This window comes from Bradyrhizobium sp. USDA 3650 (genome assembly GCF_054057395.1).
Genome location: NZ_JBSRZG010000001.1, coordinates 5,302,501 through 5,319,081 on the forward strand (window position 1 = coordinate 5,302,501; position 16,581 = coordinate 5,319,081).

Annotated in this window: 14 protein-coding genes and 1 pseudogene (1 of these 15 only partly in view); 7 read left to right on the top strand and 8 right to left on the bottom strand. The window is 64.2% G+C overall.

The window, feature by feature from the left end; translation table 11 throughout:
- Positions 1-3, bottom strand: partial view of a TRAP transporter substrate-binding protein gene (locus ACVIN2_RS24810; RefSeq protein WP_219680430.1) — the start only. The gene continues 1,086 nt to the left of window position 1, outside the view; 3 of the gene's 1,089 nt are visible here — the first part of the coding sequence; its start codon is at positions 1-3; its stop codon lies beyond the left edge, outside the window.
- Positions 4-305: 302 nt separating this feature from the next.
- Here ACVIN2_RS24810 and ACVIN2_RS24815 point away from each other — a divergent pair, with 302 nt between their 5' ends.
- Positions 306-1,391, top strand: a complete 1,086-nt coding sequence (locus ACVIN2_RS24815) for an NAD-dependent epimerase/dehydratase family protein (RefSeq protein ID WP_456767568.1) — start codon at positions 306-308, stop codon at positions 1,389-1,391.
- Between the two features lie 190 nt (positions 1,392-1,581).
- On the top strand, positions 1,582-3,270 hold the full coding sequence (locus tag ACVIN2_RS24820; RefSeq protein WP_456767569.1) for a methyl-accepting chemotaxis protein: 1,689 nt from the start codon (positions 1,582-1,584) through the stop codon (positions 3,268-3,270).
- A 201-nt stretch (positions 3,271-3,471) separates the two neighbouring features.
- Here the strand turns inward: ACVIN2_RS24820 and ACVIN2_RS24825 are convergent, their stop codons facing one another.
- The 5 genes from ACVIN2_RS24825 to ACVIN2_RS24845 all read right to left on the bottom strand — a co-directional run bounded on the left by ACVIN2_RS24825 (position 3,472) and on the right by ACVIN2_RS24845 (position 8,433).
- The gene (locus ACVIN2_RS24825; protein ID WP_456767570.1) at positions 3,472-4,788 is read right to left on the bottom strand and encodes an NAD(P)H-dependent oxidoreductase; all 1,317 of its coding nucleotides are present in this window, start codon (positions 4,786-4,788) and stop codon (positions 3,472-3,474) included.
- 204 nt (positions 4,789-4,992) lie between these two features.
- Positions 4,993-5,793 carry a phytanoyl-CoA dioxygenase family protein gene (locus tag ACVIN2_RS24830; RefSeq protein ID WP_456767571.1) on the bottom strand — a complete coding sequence of 267 codons (801 nt, stop codon included), beginning with the start codon at positions 5,791-5,793 and terminating at the stop codon, positions 4,993-4,995.
- A 137-nt stretch (positions 5,794-5,930) separates the two neighbouring features.
- Positions 5,931-6,608 carry a GntR family transcriptional regulator gene (locus ACVIN2_RS24835; RefSeq protein ID WP_456767572.1) on the bottom strand — a complete coding sequence of 226 codons (678 nt, stop codon included), beginning with the start codon at positions 6,606-6,608 and terminating at the stop codon, positions 5,931-5,933.
- Positions 6,609-6,799: 191 nt separating this feature from the next.
- The gene (locus ACVIN2_RS24840; protein WP_456767573.1) at positions 6,800-7,612 is read right to left on the bottom strand and encodes an alpha/beta fold hydrolase; all 813 of its coding nucleotides are present in this window, start codon (positions 7,610-7,612) and stop codon (positions 6,800-6,802) included.
- A 2-nt stretch (positions 7,613-7,614) separates the two neighbouring features.
- Positions 7,615-8,433: an alpha/beta fold hydrolase gene (locus tag ACVIN2_RS24845; RefSeq protein ID WP_456767574.1), complete on the bottom strand. Its 819-nt coding sequence runs from the start codon at positions 8,431-8,433 to the stop codon at positions 7,615-7,617.
- Between the two features lie 137 nt (positions 8,434-8,570).
- On the opposite strand from ACVIN2_RS24845, the pseudogene ACVIN2_RS24850 reads away from it, so the two are divergent.
- Positions 8,571-9,114 (top strand): annotated as a pseudogene (locus tag ACVIN2_RS24850) (methylated-DNA--[protein]-cysteine S-methyltransferase).
- Between the two features lie 17 nt (positions 9,115-9,131).
- On the opposite strand, the gene ACVIN2_RS24855 reads toward ACVIN2_RS24850, so the two are convergent.
- Together ACVIN2_RS24855 and ACVIN2_RS24860 are read right to left on the bottom strand one after the other, a co-directional pair.
- Positions 9,132-10,676 (bottom strand): acyl-CoA synthetase, encoded by a 1,545-nt coding sequence (locus ACVIN2_RS24855; RefSeq protein WP_456767575.1) that lies wholly within the window; start codon positions 10,674-10,676, stop codon positions 9,132-9,134.
- Positions 10,677-10,855: 179 nt separating this feature from the next.
- On the bottom strand, positions 10,856-12,028 hold the full coding sequence (locus tag ACVIN2_RS24860; RefSeq protein WP_456767576.1) for an acetyl-CoA C-acetyltransferase: 1,173 nt from the start codon (positions 12,026-12,028) through the stop codon (positions 10,856-10,858).
- A gap of 209 nt (positions 12,029-12,237) precedes the next feature.
- Here ACVIN2_RS24860 and ACVIN2_RS24865 point away from each other — a divergent pair, with 209 nt between their 5' ends.
- From ACVIN2_RS24865 to ACVIN2_RS24880, 4 genes are all read left to right on the top strand, one after another.
- The gene (locus ACVIN2_RS24865) at positions 12,238-12,840 is read left to right on the top strand and encodes a TetR family transcriptional regulator (protein ID WP_456769798.1); all 603 of its coding nucleotides are present in this window, start codon (positions 12,238-12,240) and stop codon (positions 12,838-12,840) included.
- A 54-nt stretch (positions 12,841-12,894) separates the two neighbouring features.
- A complete protein-coding gene (locus ACVIN2_RS24870) occupies positions 12,895-13,653 on the top strand; it encodes an SDR family NAD(P)-dependent oxidoreductase (protein WP_007615252.1) in 759 nt (252 codons plus the stop codon).
- 189 nt (positions 13,654-13,842) lie between these two features.
- Complete coding sequence (locus tag ACVIN2_RS24875) at positions 13,843-14,649, top strand: enoyl-CoA hydratase/isomerase family protein (RefSeq protein WP_456767577.1); 807 nt, start codon at positions 13,843-13,845, stop codon at positions 14,647-14,649.
- A gap of 43 nt (positions 14,650-14,692) precedes the next feature.
- Complete coding sequence (locus ACVIN2_RS24880) at positions 14,693-16,564, top strand: AMP-binding protein (protein WP_456767578.1); 1,872 nt, start codon at positions 14,693-14,695, stop codon at positions 16,562-16,564.
- The last annotated feature ends 17 nt before the right edge of the window (positions 16,565-16,581 follow it).

Consider the following 16,581-nt stretch of genomic DNA (forward strand, 5'->3'; position numbering starts at 1 on the left):
CATGCGCTTCCCTCCGTTAAGTCGATGCTTCGACCAGGGAACGATCTTGGTGTCGTCTTGTCTTCGTCGACGCTCGACGTTTTCTGTTGAGACGTTGTGGCGTTTCCGAACGGCCCTTGCGGGCACTGGTAGATGGAATTCCGATCATTGCGGTTCCGCGGCGAGGATGACCGGGCGCTTCGCCGGAATCAAGCCTCAAGTCTCAAGCCTCTTGGGCGCCTCGCAAGTGCGAACGCCGGCCTGACGCAAGTCGGGCCTGCGAGCGATCTGCTATTCAGTCGCGCAAAAACCAGGGAGGCTCGCGCATGACGGGCAAGAAAGTCGTGGTTGCCGGGGCGAGCGGTCTCGTCGGCAATGCCGCATTGCGACACTTCGGCCTGGCGGGCGGATGCGATGTCATTGCGCTGTCCCGGCGGAAGCCGCGAGACCTCTACGGTGCCCGTCATGTCCCGATCGACCTGACCAGTGCCGCGGATTGCGGGCGCGCCGCATCGGAACTGAGCAGCGCCACGCATCTGATCTACGCCGCGCTCTACGAGGCGCCGCAGCTCGTCGACGGCTGGCGCGACCCGCAGCAGATCAAGACCAACGATTTGATGCTGCGCAATCTGATGGGTGCACTCGAGCCTGTGGCGCCCGGCCTCAGGCATGTCGCCCTGTTGCAGGGCACCAAGGCCTACGGCGTCCACGTTCGCCCCCTGACAGTGCCTGCCCGCGAAGGCCGCTCCGAAATGTACGAGCAGCCCAACTTCTACTGGGCGCAGGAAAACTTCTTGCGCGACCTCCAAGCCGGCAAGAGCTGGCATTGGAGCATCCTGCGGCCGGTGCTGATCGTCGGCCTCGCCATGGGCGGCGCCATGGATCTGATTCCGCCGCTCGGCGTCTATGCCGCGATGCTGCGCGAGCAGGGCAGGCCGCTCGATTACCCCGGCGGCGCCGCGCGGGTGGCGCAGGCCGTCGATGTCGATCTCCTCGCCCGCGCCATCGCCTGGTCGGGCGAGGCCGCGGCCGCACGCAACGAGGCCTTCAACGTGACCAATGGCGACGTCTTCACCTGGGAGAACATCTGGCCTGCGGTCGCCGATGCACTGGAGATGAAGCCCGGCAAGCCGGTCCCGCTGTCGCTCGCGAAGGCGTTTACAGACTGGGCCGGCCCCTGGGATGCCCTGCGGCGCAAGCACGACCTTGCATCGCCTGCGCTGGCCGAATTCGTCGGCCTCTCGTTCCAATACGCCGATTACAGCCTGCGCTACGGCCAGACCGAATCCGGTCCGCCATCGATCGTCTCGACCGTGAAGATCAACCGCGCCGGCTTCACCGAGATGATGGACACCGAGGACATGTTCCGGAAGTGGTTCAGGCAGGCGAAGCAAGAGCGGCTGCTGCCTTGAGCGAAGTCACCACCCTCTAGCTGGTCGAGGACATTGCTCGGCGTCGCGTGCTGCGAACACCGACACCCGTATCTACACGGTAGATGAAATTAAGAGAGCTGCAATCGCTCGATTACCATAGTTTCCCGCGCGAACAGCGACGGGCGAATCGCGCGATTTTAGGTTCCCGTCAAGGAACAGGCGCCTCGACATGTCCTTCCTCGGAAATTTCCGCATCATCACCAAAATTCTTACTGTCATCACGCTGATCGGCGTGATGGTTCTCGCCGGCATCTGGTACGCCACGTCGCGCATGAGCACCATCGACGACGCCTATTCCACCTTTCTTGAGAAGGATGCCAAGAGTGTCAGCACGGTCTCGCGCCTGAACCGGAGTATTTTCGAGATCCGTTACCTGCTTTATCGGATCCTTGCCGAGCCTGATGTTCAGGAGATCAAGGAAGCCGCAGCTCTGGCGGGCAAGGCTTACGAGGAAAACGGCAAGCTGCTGAAGCTGATCCAGGACACAACGCCTCTCTATACCAAGCAGCTCGACATCATCGGCGGCGAGATCGCCAAGACGCAGCAGGCGATGCAGTCGGTCATCAACGCGTCCCTCGCCAATCAGAAAGATCAGGCCCTCGCCGTGGTGCGGTCACAGATGCGTCCCGCCTTCGTCAAGGCGCTCGAAGACACGCGCAGCTTGCGCGACACCATGGACAAGGTCATCCAGAAGGGCTCGAACGATCTTACGGACATGACAAATGCCACGATCCGCATGACCTGGACCGTGATGGGGACCATCCTCGCGATTGGTTGCGGCTTCGGCTTCGTCATCGCGCGGTTCGGTGTCACGAAGCCCATCCGTCTGGTTGTGGACTTGCTGCAGAATCTCGCCAACGGCGACTACAGTGTCGAGGTTGTCGGCACCGAACGTAAGGACGAGGTCGGCGATATCGCCAAGGCGGCTGTCGTGTTCAAGGAAAACGGCTTGGCCAAGATCCGCATGGAGGCGGAGCAGAAGGTCACCGACAGACGCGCGGCCGAGCAGCGCAAAGCCGAGATGATCCAGCTGGCTGATGACTTCGAATCGGCTGTCGGCGAGATCATCGAGACGGTATCATCTGCATCGACCGAGCTCGAAGCCTCCGCCGGAACACTCAGCAAGACCGCTGAGCGCGCCCAGGAGGTGACAACCGCGGTCGCCGCGGCTTCGGAGGAGGCTTCTACCAACGTGCAGTCGGTTGCGTCGGCAACGGAAGAATTGACGTCCTCGGTAAATGAGATCAGCCGTCAGGTTCAGGAATCAGCGCGGACCGCAAATGAAGCAGTCAATCAGGCACGCAGGACCAATGATCGCGTCAGCGAATTGTCCAGAGCTGCCGCCCGGATCGGCGACGTGGTCGAACTGATCAACACCATCGCGGGCCAGACCAATCTGCTGGCGCTCAATGCCACCATCGAGGCGGCCCGGGCCGGCGAAGCCGGCCGCGGGTTTGCCGTGGTTGCTTCCGAGGTGAAGGCCCTGGCGGAGCAAACGGCGAAGGCGACCGGCGAGATCGGCCAGCAGATCACCGGCATTCAGTCGGCAACACAGGAGTCGGTCGCGACTATCAAGGTGATCAGCGGTACCATTGAAAGCCTGTCCGAGATTTCTTCGACGATCGCAGCCGCCGTGGAAGAGCAGGGTGCGGCAACCCAGGAGATCTCTCGCAACGTGCAGCAGGCAGCCCGGGGCACGCAGCAGGTCTCTTCCAACATCATCGACGTGCAGCGCGGTTCGGGCGAGACCGGCGCGGCCTCCTTGCAGGTGCTGTCGGCGGCGCAGTCGCTGTCCCGCGATAGCAACCGACTCAAGCTGGAGGTCAGTAAATTTCTGAGCACGGTTCGAGCTGCCTGAGTCGCATTCTGTACTCGCCCCGCAGCTGACACCAAGCCGATGTTCGTTTGACTCCGTGAGAATGGGTCGCGGACATCGCGCTCAAGTTCGTCATCCGGGACTTTGCGGCGCAGATTTTTCCGGCTGTAGACGTCCTGCGCATCTGGTCCGTTCGGCCTTCAGCGGTGATTTCGCAGAGCAGGTTCATTAGATCCTGCCGAGCTAGCCCCCGATATTCACGAACGCCGCTTCCATGGCCCTCCGCGTCCTGACCGTCTCGTTGCCTGCGTCGAATTCGACGTCGCTCCAGCGCACGATCTCGCCGTGGGCGATATCGCGCTTCAGCCTCACGCGATGCGCCAGCCCGATCGGCAGCGCGCCGGCCTTGAGGCTCGCGGCCGCCGGCACCAGCTTGCCCCACACCGTGTAGCCGCCTTCGCCGTCCAGCATCTCGCCGGCGCGCAGATTGCGCTTTGCCACGGCGGCGACGTCGCCACGGAAGCCGTGGGGCTGCCCGGTCGGCTCGCCCCGCAGCGCGGCCGACAGCACCGAGATGTTCAGCTCGAGGCCGATCAGATGATAGGGCTTGTACATCGCCGCGTACCGTCCGCTGCCGTCGGTCTTCAGGCCGTACTGCCTGAAGCAGTCGGCGGCATAGTCATTCGGCGCCTCCAGCACCACGTAAACGCCCCAGCGCAGATCGCGAAACACCGGCCTTCCGTCGCGCTCCAGCGAGGAGACCACCTCCACAACGCTCGATCGCTCCAGCACGCCGCCCCTGCTGCGCGGCCGCATGATATGCGGCAGGTCGTCGACGCCACAGGGTGGAAACAGCAGACCCTCCGCAGGCACGTCCAGTCCGCAGGCGTTCGCGATCGCGGCCATCTCGATCGCCGACTTGGTGCCGTCAAGGAAGGAGTTGAACATCTGCGGGTTCATCCCGGCCGATTGCGCCTCGCCCGCGGTCAGCCCGTAATGCTGCCAGACGCTGTCAGGCGTCACGTCGTGATAGGCCGGCAGATATTTTGTGCCCTTGCCGGCGGCAACCACGTGAAAACCGGTGGCGCGAGCCCAATCCACCATCTCCGCGGTCAGCGCCGGCTGGTCGCCATAGGCGAGCGAATAGACCACGCCGGCCTTGCGGGCTTCATCGGCGAGCAGCGGACCCGCCAGCACGTCGGCTTCGACATTGACCATCACGATATGCTTGCCCGCCGCGATCGCGGCGCGGGCGTGCCTGATCCCGACGGCCGGATTGCCGGTCGCCTCCACCACCACATCCATCGCGCCGCCGGCAATGGCGCGCGCGCCGTCATCGGTGAAAACCGTGGCGGCGATGCGGTCCTCGTCCCATCCGACCGTGCGGCAGGCCTCGCGCGCGCGATCGCGATCGATGTCGACAATGATGGGGACCACGAGCCCCGGCGTGTGCGGCACCTGCGCCAGAAACATCGAGCCGAATTTTCCCGCGCCGATCAGCGCCACACGGACGGGCTTGCCGGCGGCAGCGCGGGCCTGGAGGAGGCGGAAGAGGTTCATGGGGATGTCCAGCGAGGGCAGAATTGGTGAGGTGCGTATATCTATCAGCTCGTCATGGCCGGGCTTGTCCCGGCCATCCACGTCTTTGCCTGCAGTGATCGTCTCAAGGCGTGGATGCCCGGGCCTTCGCCTCGCCGAAGCGGCTTCGGCCGCGCAGGCGGGACAAGCCCGGGCATGACGGCTGAGGATGTCCTGCGAGTAAGTCTACTCCGCCGCCTGCCGCGGCGCACGGGCGAGCCGCACCAGCGCGTCGTCGTCCACCGTCTTGATCGGTGCGAAGTCGCGATGCGCGATGTACTCCGGCCGCGTCGGGGTGCGGATGTAGTTCGAAACTGCGTTCAGCGTCAGGTACACGATCTTGCGCGGGTAGGGCGTGATGTTGCCGGCCGAGCCATGCACGAGATTGCCGTGGAACATCAGCATGCCGCCGGGCTTCCCCGTCGGCGCCACGATGCCGCCCTGCTTGACGAGGCGTGTCACGGTCTCCTCGTCCAGCGTCCACAGCGGATAGGAGGTCGTCGCGAGGTCGTGCGAGGCCTTGAGGTCGCCGGCGTTCTGGCTCTGCGGCACCAGCATCAGCGGGCCGTTGATCGGCATCACCTCGTCGAGGAAGATCGCGATGTTCATCGCGCGCGGCTCGGGCATGCCGTCGTCGCGCTTCCAGGTGCCGTAATCCTGGTGCCATTGCCAAACGTCGCCGGTGAAGGCGGATTTTGCGTTGATCTTGAACTGGTGCATGTAGACCTGCTCGCCGAACAATTGCTCGACCGGGTCGATCATGCGCGGATGCGCGCCGAGGATTCTGAACGCTTCGTTGTAGAGATGCGCGGCAAAGGCGGTGCGCGGTGCGCCGCTCTTCTCGCGCCAGACTTCCGGCCGGTTCGCGTCATAGATGGCAACCGCCTCGCGCGCGAGGAGATCGACCTCCTCCGGGCTGAACAGTTCGGGCAGGAACAGCCAGCCCTCGCGCTGGAAGAACTCCAATTGCTCCTGGGACAGTTTCATGGCGCGTCCTCCTGTTTTGTCATTTTTTCTCTCTCGTCATGCCCGGGCTTGTCCCGGGCATCCACGTTCTTCCAGCGTCGAACAAAGTCGTGGATGGCCGGGTCAAGCCCGGCCATGACGGCGACGGAGATCGTGATCTACGCCGCCGCCTCTTCCGTTGCCCTCAGTCTCTCCTCGGTCATTCGTCCCGCCGTCTGCGCATGCGCAAGCGCCGCACGCTCGGCCGCCTTCGCGTCGCCCGCGAGAATGTGTCCGGCAATGTCGGCATGCTCGGCCCAGGCGCTGCCGCGATAATCGAGTTCGGACAGCACTGTTGCCATCGAGCGGCGCATATGCGGCCATTGCGGCGTAATCGTCTCCTCGATCACGGGATTGCCGGCGAGCCGATAGATCGCGCGATGAAACGCGACGTCGAGCGCGATCAGCTCGGCGAGCGTGGTCTTGCAATCAACCCCGCGCCCGGCTGCGAGCGCCGCCTCCAGCCGCGCGCGTCCCGCCGCATCGCTTGCGGCGCGTTCGCCGGCAAGCCGTGCCGCCAGCGCATCGATCGCGCCGCGCACCTCGTAGAGCTGGCGGATGCGCGCGGGATCGAGCTGGGTGACTTCAAAGCCGCGCCGGCCGCTTTCGGCGACCAGTCCCTGCCGGTGCAACAGGTGCAGCGCATGCGATACCGGCTGGCGCGATACGCCGAGCCTATCGGCGAGCTCGTTCTGCCGGATGCGCTGGCCGGGCTGCAGCGTGCGGTCGGAGATCGCCTCCAGGATCCGCGCATAGACTTGGTCGATCAAGTTCGGAAGCGGGTCGAGAGGGATCACGCCGGCAGCTCCGAGAGCATGAGAGCGAATACGGAATTCCGTATTCAAAGATACGGCCGAGAGGGGAACGGCGTCAAGCGCGGACCAACGGGGCGTCCGATCCCATTTTTGCGCTCGGCCAAGCCATTGATATTGCTAGGCTCAGCTACTGTGCATGGGGTTGCTTTCAAAAAAAGAGAGCGTGAGGCCGCTTACTCCGCCAAAAACGCGCTGACCGCCTCGCCGAACTCCAGCGGCGCCTGCTCGAACATCCAGTGCCCGGCATTGGGGATCACGGCCGTTTTGGCGCCCGCGATGTGCGCGGCCAGCACGCGCCACATCACGGACAGGCTCCCCGCAGTCGCCCCGCCGCCGATCAGGAGCGTCGGGGTCCTGATCGCCTGCGCGTCCGCGAGCGTGTAGGGCCTGCGCTGCTCGTTGATCTGGCCGAGGAAGGTGATCGCGTTGTCGCGCAATTGCTGCTTCGCCGCCGCCGGCACGCGCCGCCACGAGCCGTCGCCTTCGATCCCTTCGTAGAAGTTCTGCAGCGCGCCCTCGGTGTCGCCGGCGCGGATCATCTCGACCGAGCGCGCCGTGCGCGCGGCCAGCGGCGGATGCGCGGGCGTGCCTGCAGGCACCGGCAGGCTAGCATCGAGATCGCCGCCGGGCTCGGCCAGCACCAGCTTGCGCAACAGATCAGGCCGCGACTGCGCCACGCGAAAGGCGATGTGGCCGCCGCGCGAATGGCCCATGAGGTCGACCGGCCTGGGGTCGACCTGCTCGATGAAAGCGATCACGTCGGCGACGTGCTGGGCCATCTTGTAGTCGTCGCCGACGGCATCCCAATGCTCAGGAAAGAAATGCCTCAGGCTCACCGAGATCACGCGATGTGATTTCGACAGCGGTCCGAGCACGGAGTACCAGGTGCGGAAATCACCGAGCGTGCCGTGCACGCAGACCAGCGGCGGGCCTTCTCCCACTTCGAGATAGGCCATGTCGTAATCGTTGACGCGAAATGTCTGCATGATCAGCCCGCCAGAAAATCCAGCACCACTTCGGAGTATTTCTGCGGCGCCTGCTCGAACATCGGGTGCGTTGCGTTCGGGATGACGGCCGTCCTGGAATACGGCACATGCGCAGCGAGCGCATGCAGCACTTTCGGCAGCAGGCCCTTGGTCCGCGCGCCCAGGACGAACAGCGTCGGCATCTTGATGGACTCCGCGTCCGCCTTCGAGAATGGCGGGCGGTTGTCGCGGACCTGGCCGATCAGCGTGAAAGCGTTGTCACGCAGATTCTGCTTCACCAGCGCCGGCAGCCGCGGCCAGGTGCCGGCGCCTTCAAGCGTGTCGACGAAGACGGCAAGGCCGCCGTCGACGTCGCCGGCCGCGATCTTCTCGGCCGAGGCCGTGAACCGCGCCAGCAGCGGCGAGGGACCGCCGGCATAATCGGGATCGAGGCTTGCATCGAGCTCGCCGCCGGGCTCGGCCAGCACCAGCCGCCGGAGCAGATCCGGCCGCCGCTGCGCCACGCGGAAGCAGATATGCCCGCCGCGGGAATGGCCCATCAAATCGACCGGGCCGAGGTCGAGTTCCTCGATGAAGGCGATGACGTCGTCGACATGCTGGGCGATCGAATAGGTCTCGCCGACGCCATCCCATTGCGCTGGGAAGAAATGCCGCAGGCTGACGCAGATCAGCCGGTGCCGCTGCGACAGCGGCCCTAGCACGCAGCCCCAGACACGGAAATCGTTGAGCGAACCATGCACACAAACCAGCGGCGGCCGGCCTCGGTCTTCGCCCACGTCGAGATAGGGCATGTCGTATCCGTCGACGTGGAGGCTTTGCATTCTGGGCTCGCGAACAGGAGGCGGAACTCCTGTGCAAGATTCCCGGAAACCGGGTGGATCGCAACTATTTCCAAGCCTAGGTTTGAGCTCAGTTCACATTAGGGGCATGCGAGGGAACGCAAGCCAGGGACCAAACCATGACCGACCAGCATTTTTGCCCTGTTCGATAGCAAGATCGGCCTGTGCGCCATTGCCTGGGGTCCGCGCGGCATCAACGGCACGCAACTGCCGATGGGCGGCGAGCAGAAGATCCGCACCCGCATCAGCCAGCGCCATGCCGACGCCAGCGAAGCCGAGCCGACCGCCGAAGTGCAGCAGGCGATCGACCGCATCACAAAACTGCTCGCGGGCGAGCCGGATGACCTCACCGACATCCCGCTCGATCTCGACGGCGTGCCCGATTTCAACCGCGGGGTCTACGCGATCGCCCGCACCATTCCGCCGGGCAAGACCGTCACCTATGGCGACATCGCCAAGCAGCTCGGCGGTGTCGAGCTGTCGCGCGACGTCGGCCAGGCGCTTGGCCGCAATCCGTGCCCGATCGTCGTGCCCTGCCATCGCGTGCTGGCGGCCGGCAACAAGCCCGGCGGCTTCTCCGCGAACGGCGGCGTGGTGACGAAGCTGAAGATGCTGGAGATCGAAGGCGCGCTGGTGAACCACACGCCGAGCTTGTTTGATTGAGGCGATGACGCCGCGGGCTAGATTTTCGCTGCCGCCTTCGGCCAATATTTGTCGCGCAAATGCCGCTTCACCAGCTTGCCGGTCGGCGTGCGCGGTAGCTCGGCTTCGAAATCGATCGAGCGCGGGCATTTGATCGTCGAGAGGCGGCTCTTGCAGTAGGCGATCAGGTCGGCCTCGAGCTCCTTGCCGGCGCGCTTGGGATCGTGCGGCTGCACCACCGCCTTGACCTCTTCGCCCATCTCCTCGTTCGGCACACCGAACACCGCGACGTCGGCGACTTCAGGATGGGTGATGAGCACGTCCTCGGTCTCCTGCGGATAGATGTTCACGCCACCCGAGATGATCATGTAGGACTTGCGGTCGGTGAGAAAGAGAAAGCCGTCTCTGTCGAGATAACCGACGTCGCCGAGCGTCGACCAACCTTTTGCGTTGTAGGCCTTCTTCGTTTTCTCGGGATCGTTGTGATAGGTGAAAACAGGCGCATCGGCGAAATAGACGGTGCCGATCTCGCCAGTCGGCTGCTCCTCGTCGTTCTCGTCCAGAATCCTGATCTTGCCGACCACGGCGCGGCCGACGCTGCCGCGGTGCTCCAGCCATTCTTTCGAGTTGCAGACCGTGACGCCGTTGCCTTCGGAGCCCGCGTAATACTCGATCAGGATCGGCCCCCACCATTCGATCATCTTGGCCTTGACCTCGACCGGGCAGGGCGCGGCGGCGTGGATCGCGCCCTTCAGGGTCGAGACGTCGTAGCGGTTGCGGACCTCGTCTGGCAGCTTGAGCATGCGCACGAACATGGTCGGCACGAGCTGTGCCTGCGTTACCTTGTACTTTTCGACCAGTCTCAGGAAATCCTCGGCATCAAAGTGCTCCATGATGATAGAGGTGCCGCCGAGCAGGATCGCCATCATGTTGAAGCGCAATGGAGCGGCGTGATAGAGCGGTGCTGGTGAAAGATAAGTGGTCTCGGCGTTCATGCCGCACATGCCGGCGCAGAGCACGCGCAGAAACGCGTTCGGCTCGTCGATCGGCTTGCCCTCGAACGCCTTTTTGATGCCCTTGGGCCGGCCGGTGGTGCCGGACGAATACAGCATGTCATAGCCGGCGACCTCGTCGGCGATGGGCGTTGTCGGCTGCGCGGCGGCTTCGTTGTCGTAGGAGCGGAAGCCGGCTTGCGGCTCGTCCATCATGTAGAAGACCGGCTCGCCGGCCGCACCCTTGATCAGGGCCTTGATCTGGTCGGCGCATTTCGGCGTGGTGATCACGACCTTGGCGCCGCAATCGGCGATGATGTAGTCGATCTCGTCCTGCTTCAAATAGCGGCTGATCGCGGTGTAATAGAGCCCGCTGCGTTGCGCCGCCCAGCAGATTTCCATGAACGCGAGACGGTTCTCCATCAGCAACGCGATGTGGTCGCCGGCTTTCAGCCCCAGCGAGCGGAACAGGTGCGCGCCCTGGTTCGAGAGCTCGTCGAGCTCGCGATAGGTGATCGCCTTGCCGGTCCCGGCCATCTGATAGGCGATCTTGTCGGGTGTGGCGCGGGCGTGGATGGAGGGGTGAGTCATGGCGCGGTCCCAAGGCAAAAATGGTGTCGTCCCGGCGAAGGCCGGGACCCATACCCACTGCTGCAAATTGTTGAAGCGCGATGTCGCCACAGCTCGCCCTAACCACAAACTCCTGCGGTTATGGGTCCCGGCCTACGCCGGGACGACACCGTTAATGTGGCGACCAATGAGGCGACGGCTTACAGCCGCTCCACGATCGTCACGTTGGCCATGCCGCCACCTTCGCACATGGTTTGGAGCCCGTAGCGCTTGCCGCGCTGATGCAGGGCATGCACCAGGGTCGTCATCAGTTTGGTGCCGGAGCCGCCGAGCGGATGGCCGAGTGCGATGGCGCCGCCATTGACGTTGAGACGTTCCGGATCGGCGCCGGTGGTCTTGAGCCACCCGGTCGGCACCGAGGCAAAGGCCTCGTTGACCTCGAACAGGTCGATATCGTCGATCGTCATGCCGGCCTTCTCCAGCGCGCGCTTGGTGGCGTGCAGCGGAGCATCGAGCATGATCACGGGATCGCCGCCCATCATTGTCATGTGGTGAACGCGCGCCAGCGGTTTCACGCCAAGCTGCTTCAGGCCACGCTCGCTCACCACCATCACGCCGGAGGCGCCGTCGCAGATCTGACTGGCGCTGGCCGCGGAGAGCTTGCCGTTCTCGGCGATCAGCTTGACGCCCTTGATGCCGTCGAGCGTGGCGTCGAAGCGGATGCCCTCGTCGATGTGGTGGGTGTCCTTGGAGCCGTCGGCGCGGGTGATCTCGAGCGGCACGATCTCCTTATTGAAGTGGCCGGCCTGCGTTGCCGCGATCGCGCGCTGATGGCTGTTGTAGGAGTACTCGTCGAGCTCGTCCTTGGAGAGGCCGTATTTCTCGGCCATCATCTCGGCGCCGGTGAACTGGCTGAACACGATGTTCGGATAGCGGTGCTCGATACCGGGGCTCTTGTAATTGCCAAAGCCGTTCTTGGCGGGAAGCTGCGACGACAGGCCCATCGGCACGCGCGTCATCGATTCCACGCCGGCGGCGATCACCACGTCCATCGCGCCGGACATCACGGCTTGGGCTGCGAAGTGCAGCGCCTGCTGCGAGGAGCCGCATTGGCGGTCGATCGAGGTGCCCGGCACGCTCTCCGGCAGTTTCGAGGCCATGATGGCGTTGCGCGCGACGTTGTTGGACTGCTCGCCGACCTGCATGACGCAGCCCATGATCACGTCCTCGACCAAAGCGGGATCGACCTTGGTGCGGTCGACCAGCTCGTCCAGCACCTTCGCAGCGAGATCGGCCGGATGCCATCCGGCGAGGCGGCCCCCCTTGCGCCCACCGGCGGTACGGGCAGCGGCGACGATGTAAGCCTCGGCCATGTCGGTTTCTCCCTGGATTGTTTTGAACGGTTGCTTGTCGGGGCGGATTTAAGGGGCGACGGGTTGTTTAGTCAATCGATCAATTAACTCTTGTGGGGAGGCGCTGCTTGGGCTTATCTGCGGCCGCTCTCGCGCCAAAATCAGGGATCTCCGTGACTACCAGCGTACCGAACAGGCTCCCCAGCGGAAAGAATTCCACGGCAGAGAAATTGCTCGTGGCCGCGAGCGAGCTGATGATCGAACGCTCCTCGATCGAGATTTCGCTGAGCGACATCGCCCAGAAGTCCGGTGCCAATGCCGCACTGGTCAAATATCACTTCGGCAACAAGGACGGCCTGCTGTTGGCGCTGCTCGAGCGCGACGCGGGAACGGAACTGTCCAATCTCGAATATCTGCTGGCGCAGCCGATCACGCCGACCGCGAAGCTGAAGCTGCATATCGGCGGCATCATCCGCGCCTATCACCGGTTTCCCTACATGAACCGGCTGATCCACTATCTGCTGCACGAGAGCGTCGCGGGCTCCGCGGACGAAGTCTCGAAATTTTTCGTCGCGCCGCTGCTGGATTTCCATCGCCGCCTGCTCGCCGAAGGCGTCAGTCAGGGCGAATTCCGCGCCACCGATCCGGTGCTGTTCTACACCAGCCTGATCGGCGCCTGCGATCATCTGTTCTTCGGCCGGCACGCGATGTCGCGCGCGACCGGCGTCGGCCCGGTCACCGACGACGTCTGCCGGCAATACATCAAGCATATGGAAACGCTGATCTGCGGCGGCATTCTCACGAATGTCGAGGAAGCTGCCGCGGCCGGATGACCGGCCAGAACGCAGAAGTCTAGAGAAGAAACGTCCAAGGAAAGGTAGCTTACGATGCAGTTGAAAGACGTTGCCGTTCTCATCACCGGCGGTGGTTCGGGCCTTGGTGCCGCGACCGCCCGCGCCATGGCCGCCAAGGGCGCCAAGATCGGCGTGATCGATCAGAGCAAGGAAAACGCCGAGAAGGTTGCCGCCGAAGTGAAGGGCATCGCGCTTCACGCCGATGTCACCAGCGAGGAGCAGATCAAGGCGGCGATCGCCAAGGCGGAAGCCGCGCACGGCGTCGCGCGCGTGCTGATGAACTGCGCCGGTATCGGCGGATCGCAGCGCATCGTCGGCCGCGACGGCGTCTACCCGCTGGAGAAGTTCGCGCGCATCATCAACGTCAATTTGATCGGCACCTTCAACTGCCTGCGTCTGTTCGCCGAGCGCCTCGTCACGATCGAGCCGGTCGGTGAAGAGCGCGGCGTCATCGTCAACACGGCGTCGGTCGCGGCCTACGAAGGGCAGATCGGTCAGATCGCTTATGCGGCGTCGAAGGGCGGCGTCGTCGGTCTCACGCTGCCGGCCGCGCGCGACCTCGCGAGCCAGAAGATCCGCGTCAACACCATCGCGCCCGGCCTGTTCCTGACGCCGCTGCTGATGGGCTTGAACGAAGAAGCCCGCAAGAGCCTCGGTGCCCAGGTGCCGCATCCCGCGCGTCTCGGCGATGCCAACGAATACGGCTCGCTCGCCGTGCACATCGTCGAGAACCCGATGCTCAATGGCGAGACCATCCGTCTCGACGGCGCGATCCGCATGGCGCCGCGGTAGCTCTTCCTCCCTGCTCCCCTTGTGGGAGAAGGTGGCGCGCTCTTGAGCGCGCCGGATGAGGGGCCTCTATCCGCGGAGACAGACCCCTCACCCAAGCGAGTATGTGGCTAGCGATGTACATGCCCTCTCCCGCAAGGGGAGAGGGCGCAGCAATCGGCACCGCGAATGGCGGCAAGCACGAGGCGCCTCATGTCCCAACCGCTGCTGATCGAGCACAATGACGGCGTCGACACCGTGACGCTCAATCGTCCCGAACACCTCAACGCGCTCGATCCTGCGTTGATCGACGCGCTCAACGTCTATTTCCAGGGCCTCCAGCGCAACCGCGATACGCGCGTCGTGGTGCTGAAGGGCGCCGGCAAGAATTTTTGCGCGGGTCTCGATCTCAAGGCGGCGATGGCGCGCCGTGCCGGCCAGCAGGAGCCGCCTGATGTCACGGAGTCGCTGGATTCCCAGCGGCGCATCGCCGACATCGTGATGCTGATGCGGCGCTGTCCGCAGCCGATCCTGGCGCTGGTACAGGGCGCGGCGGCTGGCGGCGGATTTGCACTTGCGCTCGCCTCCGACATCCGCATTGCGACGAGATCGGCGCGGATGAACTGCGCCTTCATCAAGCTCGGCCTTGGCGGCTGCGACATCGGCACCAGCTATTTCCTGCCACGCCTTGTCGGCGTCTCCGTTGCCTCGGAGCTGATCCTCACGGGACGCTTCATCGGCGCCGAGCGGGCGCTCGCGGTCGGGCTGGTCTCCGAGGTCGTCGACGAGGACAAGCTCGACAAGGCCGCCGAACCCTATGTCGACGCGATGATCACGGCCTCGCCCGTGGGCCTACGCCTGTCCAAGGAATGTCTGAACATGAGCGTCGATGCCGGATCGCTGGAAGCCGTGATCGCGATGGAGGATCGCAACCAGGTCCTGTGCAGCCGCTCCGAGGAATTTTCGGAAGGCATCAGGGCCTTCCTTGAGAAGCGAAAGCCTGTCTATATCAGGCGCTGACAATGAAGATCCGTAAAGGACGAGAAATTCCGGGAGACGCAAAATGAGTGGAAGCGCGGCGGCGGTGATGACGAAGCCCGCCTTTCGCAAGGTCAAGTGGCTTGCGCGCGACATCGATGTCGCGCGCCGCGACGACGGCACCGTGGTGCTGAAGTCGCGCATCCCGCTGCAGACCTACGAGAAGCATATCCCGGCTTCGCTGGCAAAATGGGCGAAGGAAGCGCCCGAGCGGATCTGGCTTGCCCAGCGCGGCGGCCCTAACCGCGAATGGCGTAAGGTGTCCTATGGCGAAGCCAAGCGCACCGTGGATGCGCTGACGCAAGGCCTGCTCAATCTCGCGCTCGACGGCCGCCCGGTCACGATCCTCTCCGGCAATTCGATCGAGCACGCGCTGATGACGCAGGCGGCGATGCAGGCGCGCCTCCCGGCCGCGCCGGTCTCGCCGGCCTACTCCTTGATGAGCCATGATCACGTCAAGCTGAAATACCTGTTCGACCTGATCAAGCCGGGCGTGGTGATGGTGCAGGACGGCCCGACCTTCGAGAAGGCGCTGAAAGCGCTCGATCTCACCGGCGTCACCGTGGTTCACGTCTTGCGGCCCTGCGAGGATATCGCGAGCGTCAGCTTTGCCGAGCTCGCGGCGACAGCCGCGACTGCCGATGTCGAAGCGTCGATCGCGAAGATCACGCCTGAGACCGTCGGCAAGCTGCTGTTCACGTCAGGCTCGACCGGCATGCCCAAGGCCGTCATCAACACGCAAGCGATGATGTGCGCCAATACGGCGATGATGATGCAGGTGCGGCCGCGCGATCCCGGCGGTCCGATCTCGACGATGCTGGACTGGATGCCCTGGAACCACACCATGGGCGGCAATGCGGCGTTCCATCCGATCCTGGTCGACGGCGGCACGCTCTATATCGATGACGGGCGGCCGATGCCGGGCCAATTCGATGAGACGCTGCGCAATCTGCGCGAGATCTCGCCGACCTATTACGCCAACGTCCCCGCCGGCTATGCCGCGCTCGCCGCCGCCATGGAGAAGGACGACGCGCTGTGCCGATCCTTCTTCAAGAACCTCTCGATCATGGCCTATGGCGGCGCGCGATTGCCTGATGATCTCTACGACCGCATGCAGGCCCTCGCCGTGAAGGCCACCGGTGAGCGCATCGTGTTCTATACCGGCTGGGGCTCGACCGAGACCGCGCCGACCTCGACCGGCACCTATTGGGACACCGAGCGCGTCGGCCTCATCGGCCTGCCGTTCCCCGGCGTCGAGTTGAAGATGGTGCCGTGCGGCTCGAAATACGAGCTGCGTCTGCGCGGCGTCAACGTCACGCCGGGCTATTTCGGCCAGCCTGACCTGACGAAGAAGATGTTCGACGAGGAAGGTTTTTATTGCATCGGTGACGCCGGCATCTTCGTCGACGATTCCGATCCCGTGAAGGGCATCATCTTTGCGGGGCGCGTGGTCGAGGACTTCAAGCTGACCACCGGCACCTTCGTCCATGTCGGCTCGCTGCGCACGGATGCGATCGCGGCCGCGACGCCGGTCGTGCATGATGCGCTGGTCGCGGGGCAGGATCGCGCCTTCATCGGCCTGCTGGCCTGGCCGAACCTGCATGCCTGCCGCCAGCTCGTCGGTGCTCCCGATTTCAGCTTCGAGGACGCCGTGAAGCATCCCGAGGTGATCGCTTGCTTCAGGCGCGGGCTGGAGGCTCACAACAAGGAGTGCGAGGGCGCCAGCAGCCGCATCATCGCGCGCGCCATGCTGATGGCGGAACCGCCCTCGATCGACGGCAACGAGCTCACCGACAAGGGCTACATCAACCAGCGCGCCGGCCTGGAGCGCCGTGCCGCTCTGGTGGAGCGGCTTTATGCCGACAAGCCTGACCAGGACGTCATCGTTCTCAAGTAATCGACATCATCAACACG

Excerpts from the sequence above, each read along its gene's own strand:
- ACVIN2_RS24875 (WP_456767577.1), top strand. The coding sequence starts at position 13,843 with ATGTCCCAACCGCTGCTGATCGAGCACAATGACGGCGTCGACACCGTG.
- ACVIN2_RS24870 (WP_007615252.1), top strand. The coding sequence starts at position 12,895 with ATGCAGTTGAAAGACGTTGCCGTTCTCATCACCGGCGGTGGTTCGGGC.
- ACVIN2_RS24845 (WP_456767574.1), bottom strand. The coding sequence starts at position 8,433 with ATGCAAAGCCTCCACGTCGACGGATACGACATGCCCTATCTCGACGTG.
- ACVIN2_RS24820 (WP_456767569.1), top strand. The coding sequence starts at position 1,582 with ATGTCCTTCCTCGGAAATTTCCGCATCATCACCAAAATTCTTACTGTC.
- ACVIN2_RS24860 (WP_456767576.1), bottom strand. The coding sequence starts at position 12,028 with ATGGCCGAGGCTTACATCGTCGCCGCTGCCCGTACCGCCGGTGGGCGC.
- ACVIN2_RS24815 (WP_456767568.1), top strand. The coding sequence starts at position 306 with ATGACGGGCAAGAAAGTCGTGGTTGCCGGGGCGAGCGGTCTCGTCGGC.
- ACVIN2_RS24825 (WP_456767570.1), bottom strand. The coding sequence starts at position 4,788 with ATGAACCTCTTCCGCCTCCTCCAGGCCCGCGCTGCCGCCGGCAAGCCC.
- ACVIN2_RS24855 (WP_456767575.1), bottom strand. The coding sequence starts at position 10,676 with ATGACTCACCCCTCCATCCACGCCCGCGCCACACCCGACAAGATCGCC.
- ACVIN2_RS24880 (WP_456767578.1), top strand. The coding sequence starts at position 14,693 with ATGAGTGGAAGCGCGGCGGCGGTGATGACGAAGCCCGCCTTTCGCAAG.
- ACVIN2_RS24830 (WP_456767571.1), bottom strand. The coding sequence starts at position 5,793 with ATGAAACTGTCCCAGGAGCAATTGGAGTTCTTCCAGCGCGAGGGCTGG.
- ACVIN2_RS24840 (WP_456767573.1), bottom strand. The coding sequence starts at position 7,612 with ATGCAGACATTTCGCGTCAACGATTACGACATGGCCTATCTCGAAGTG.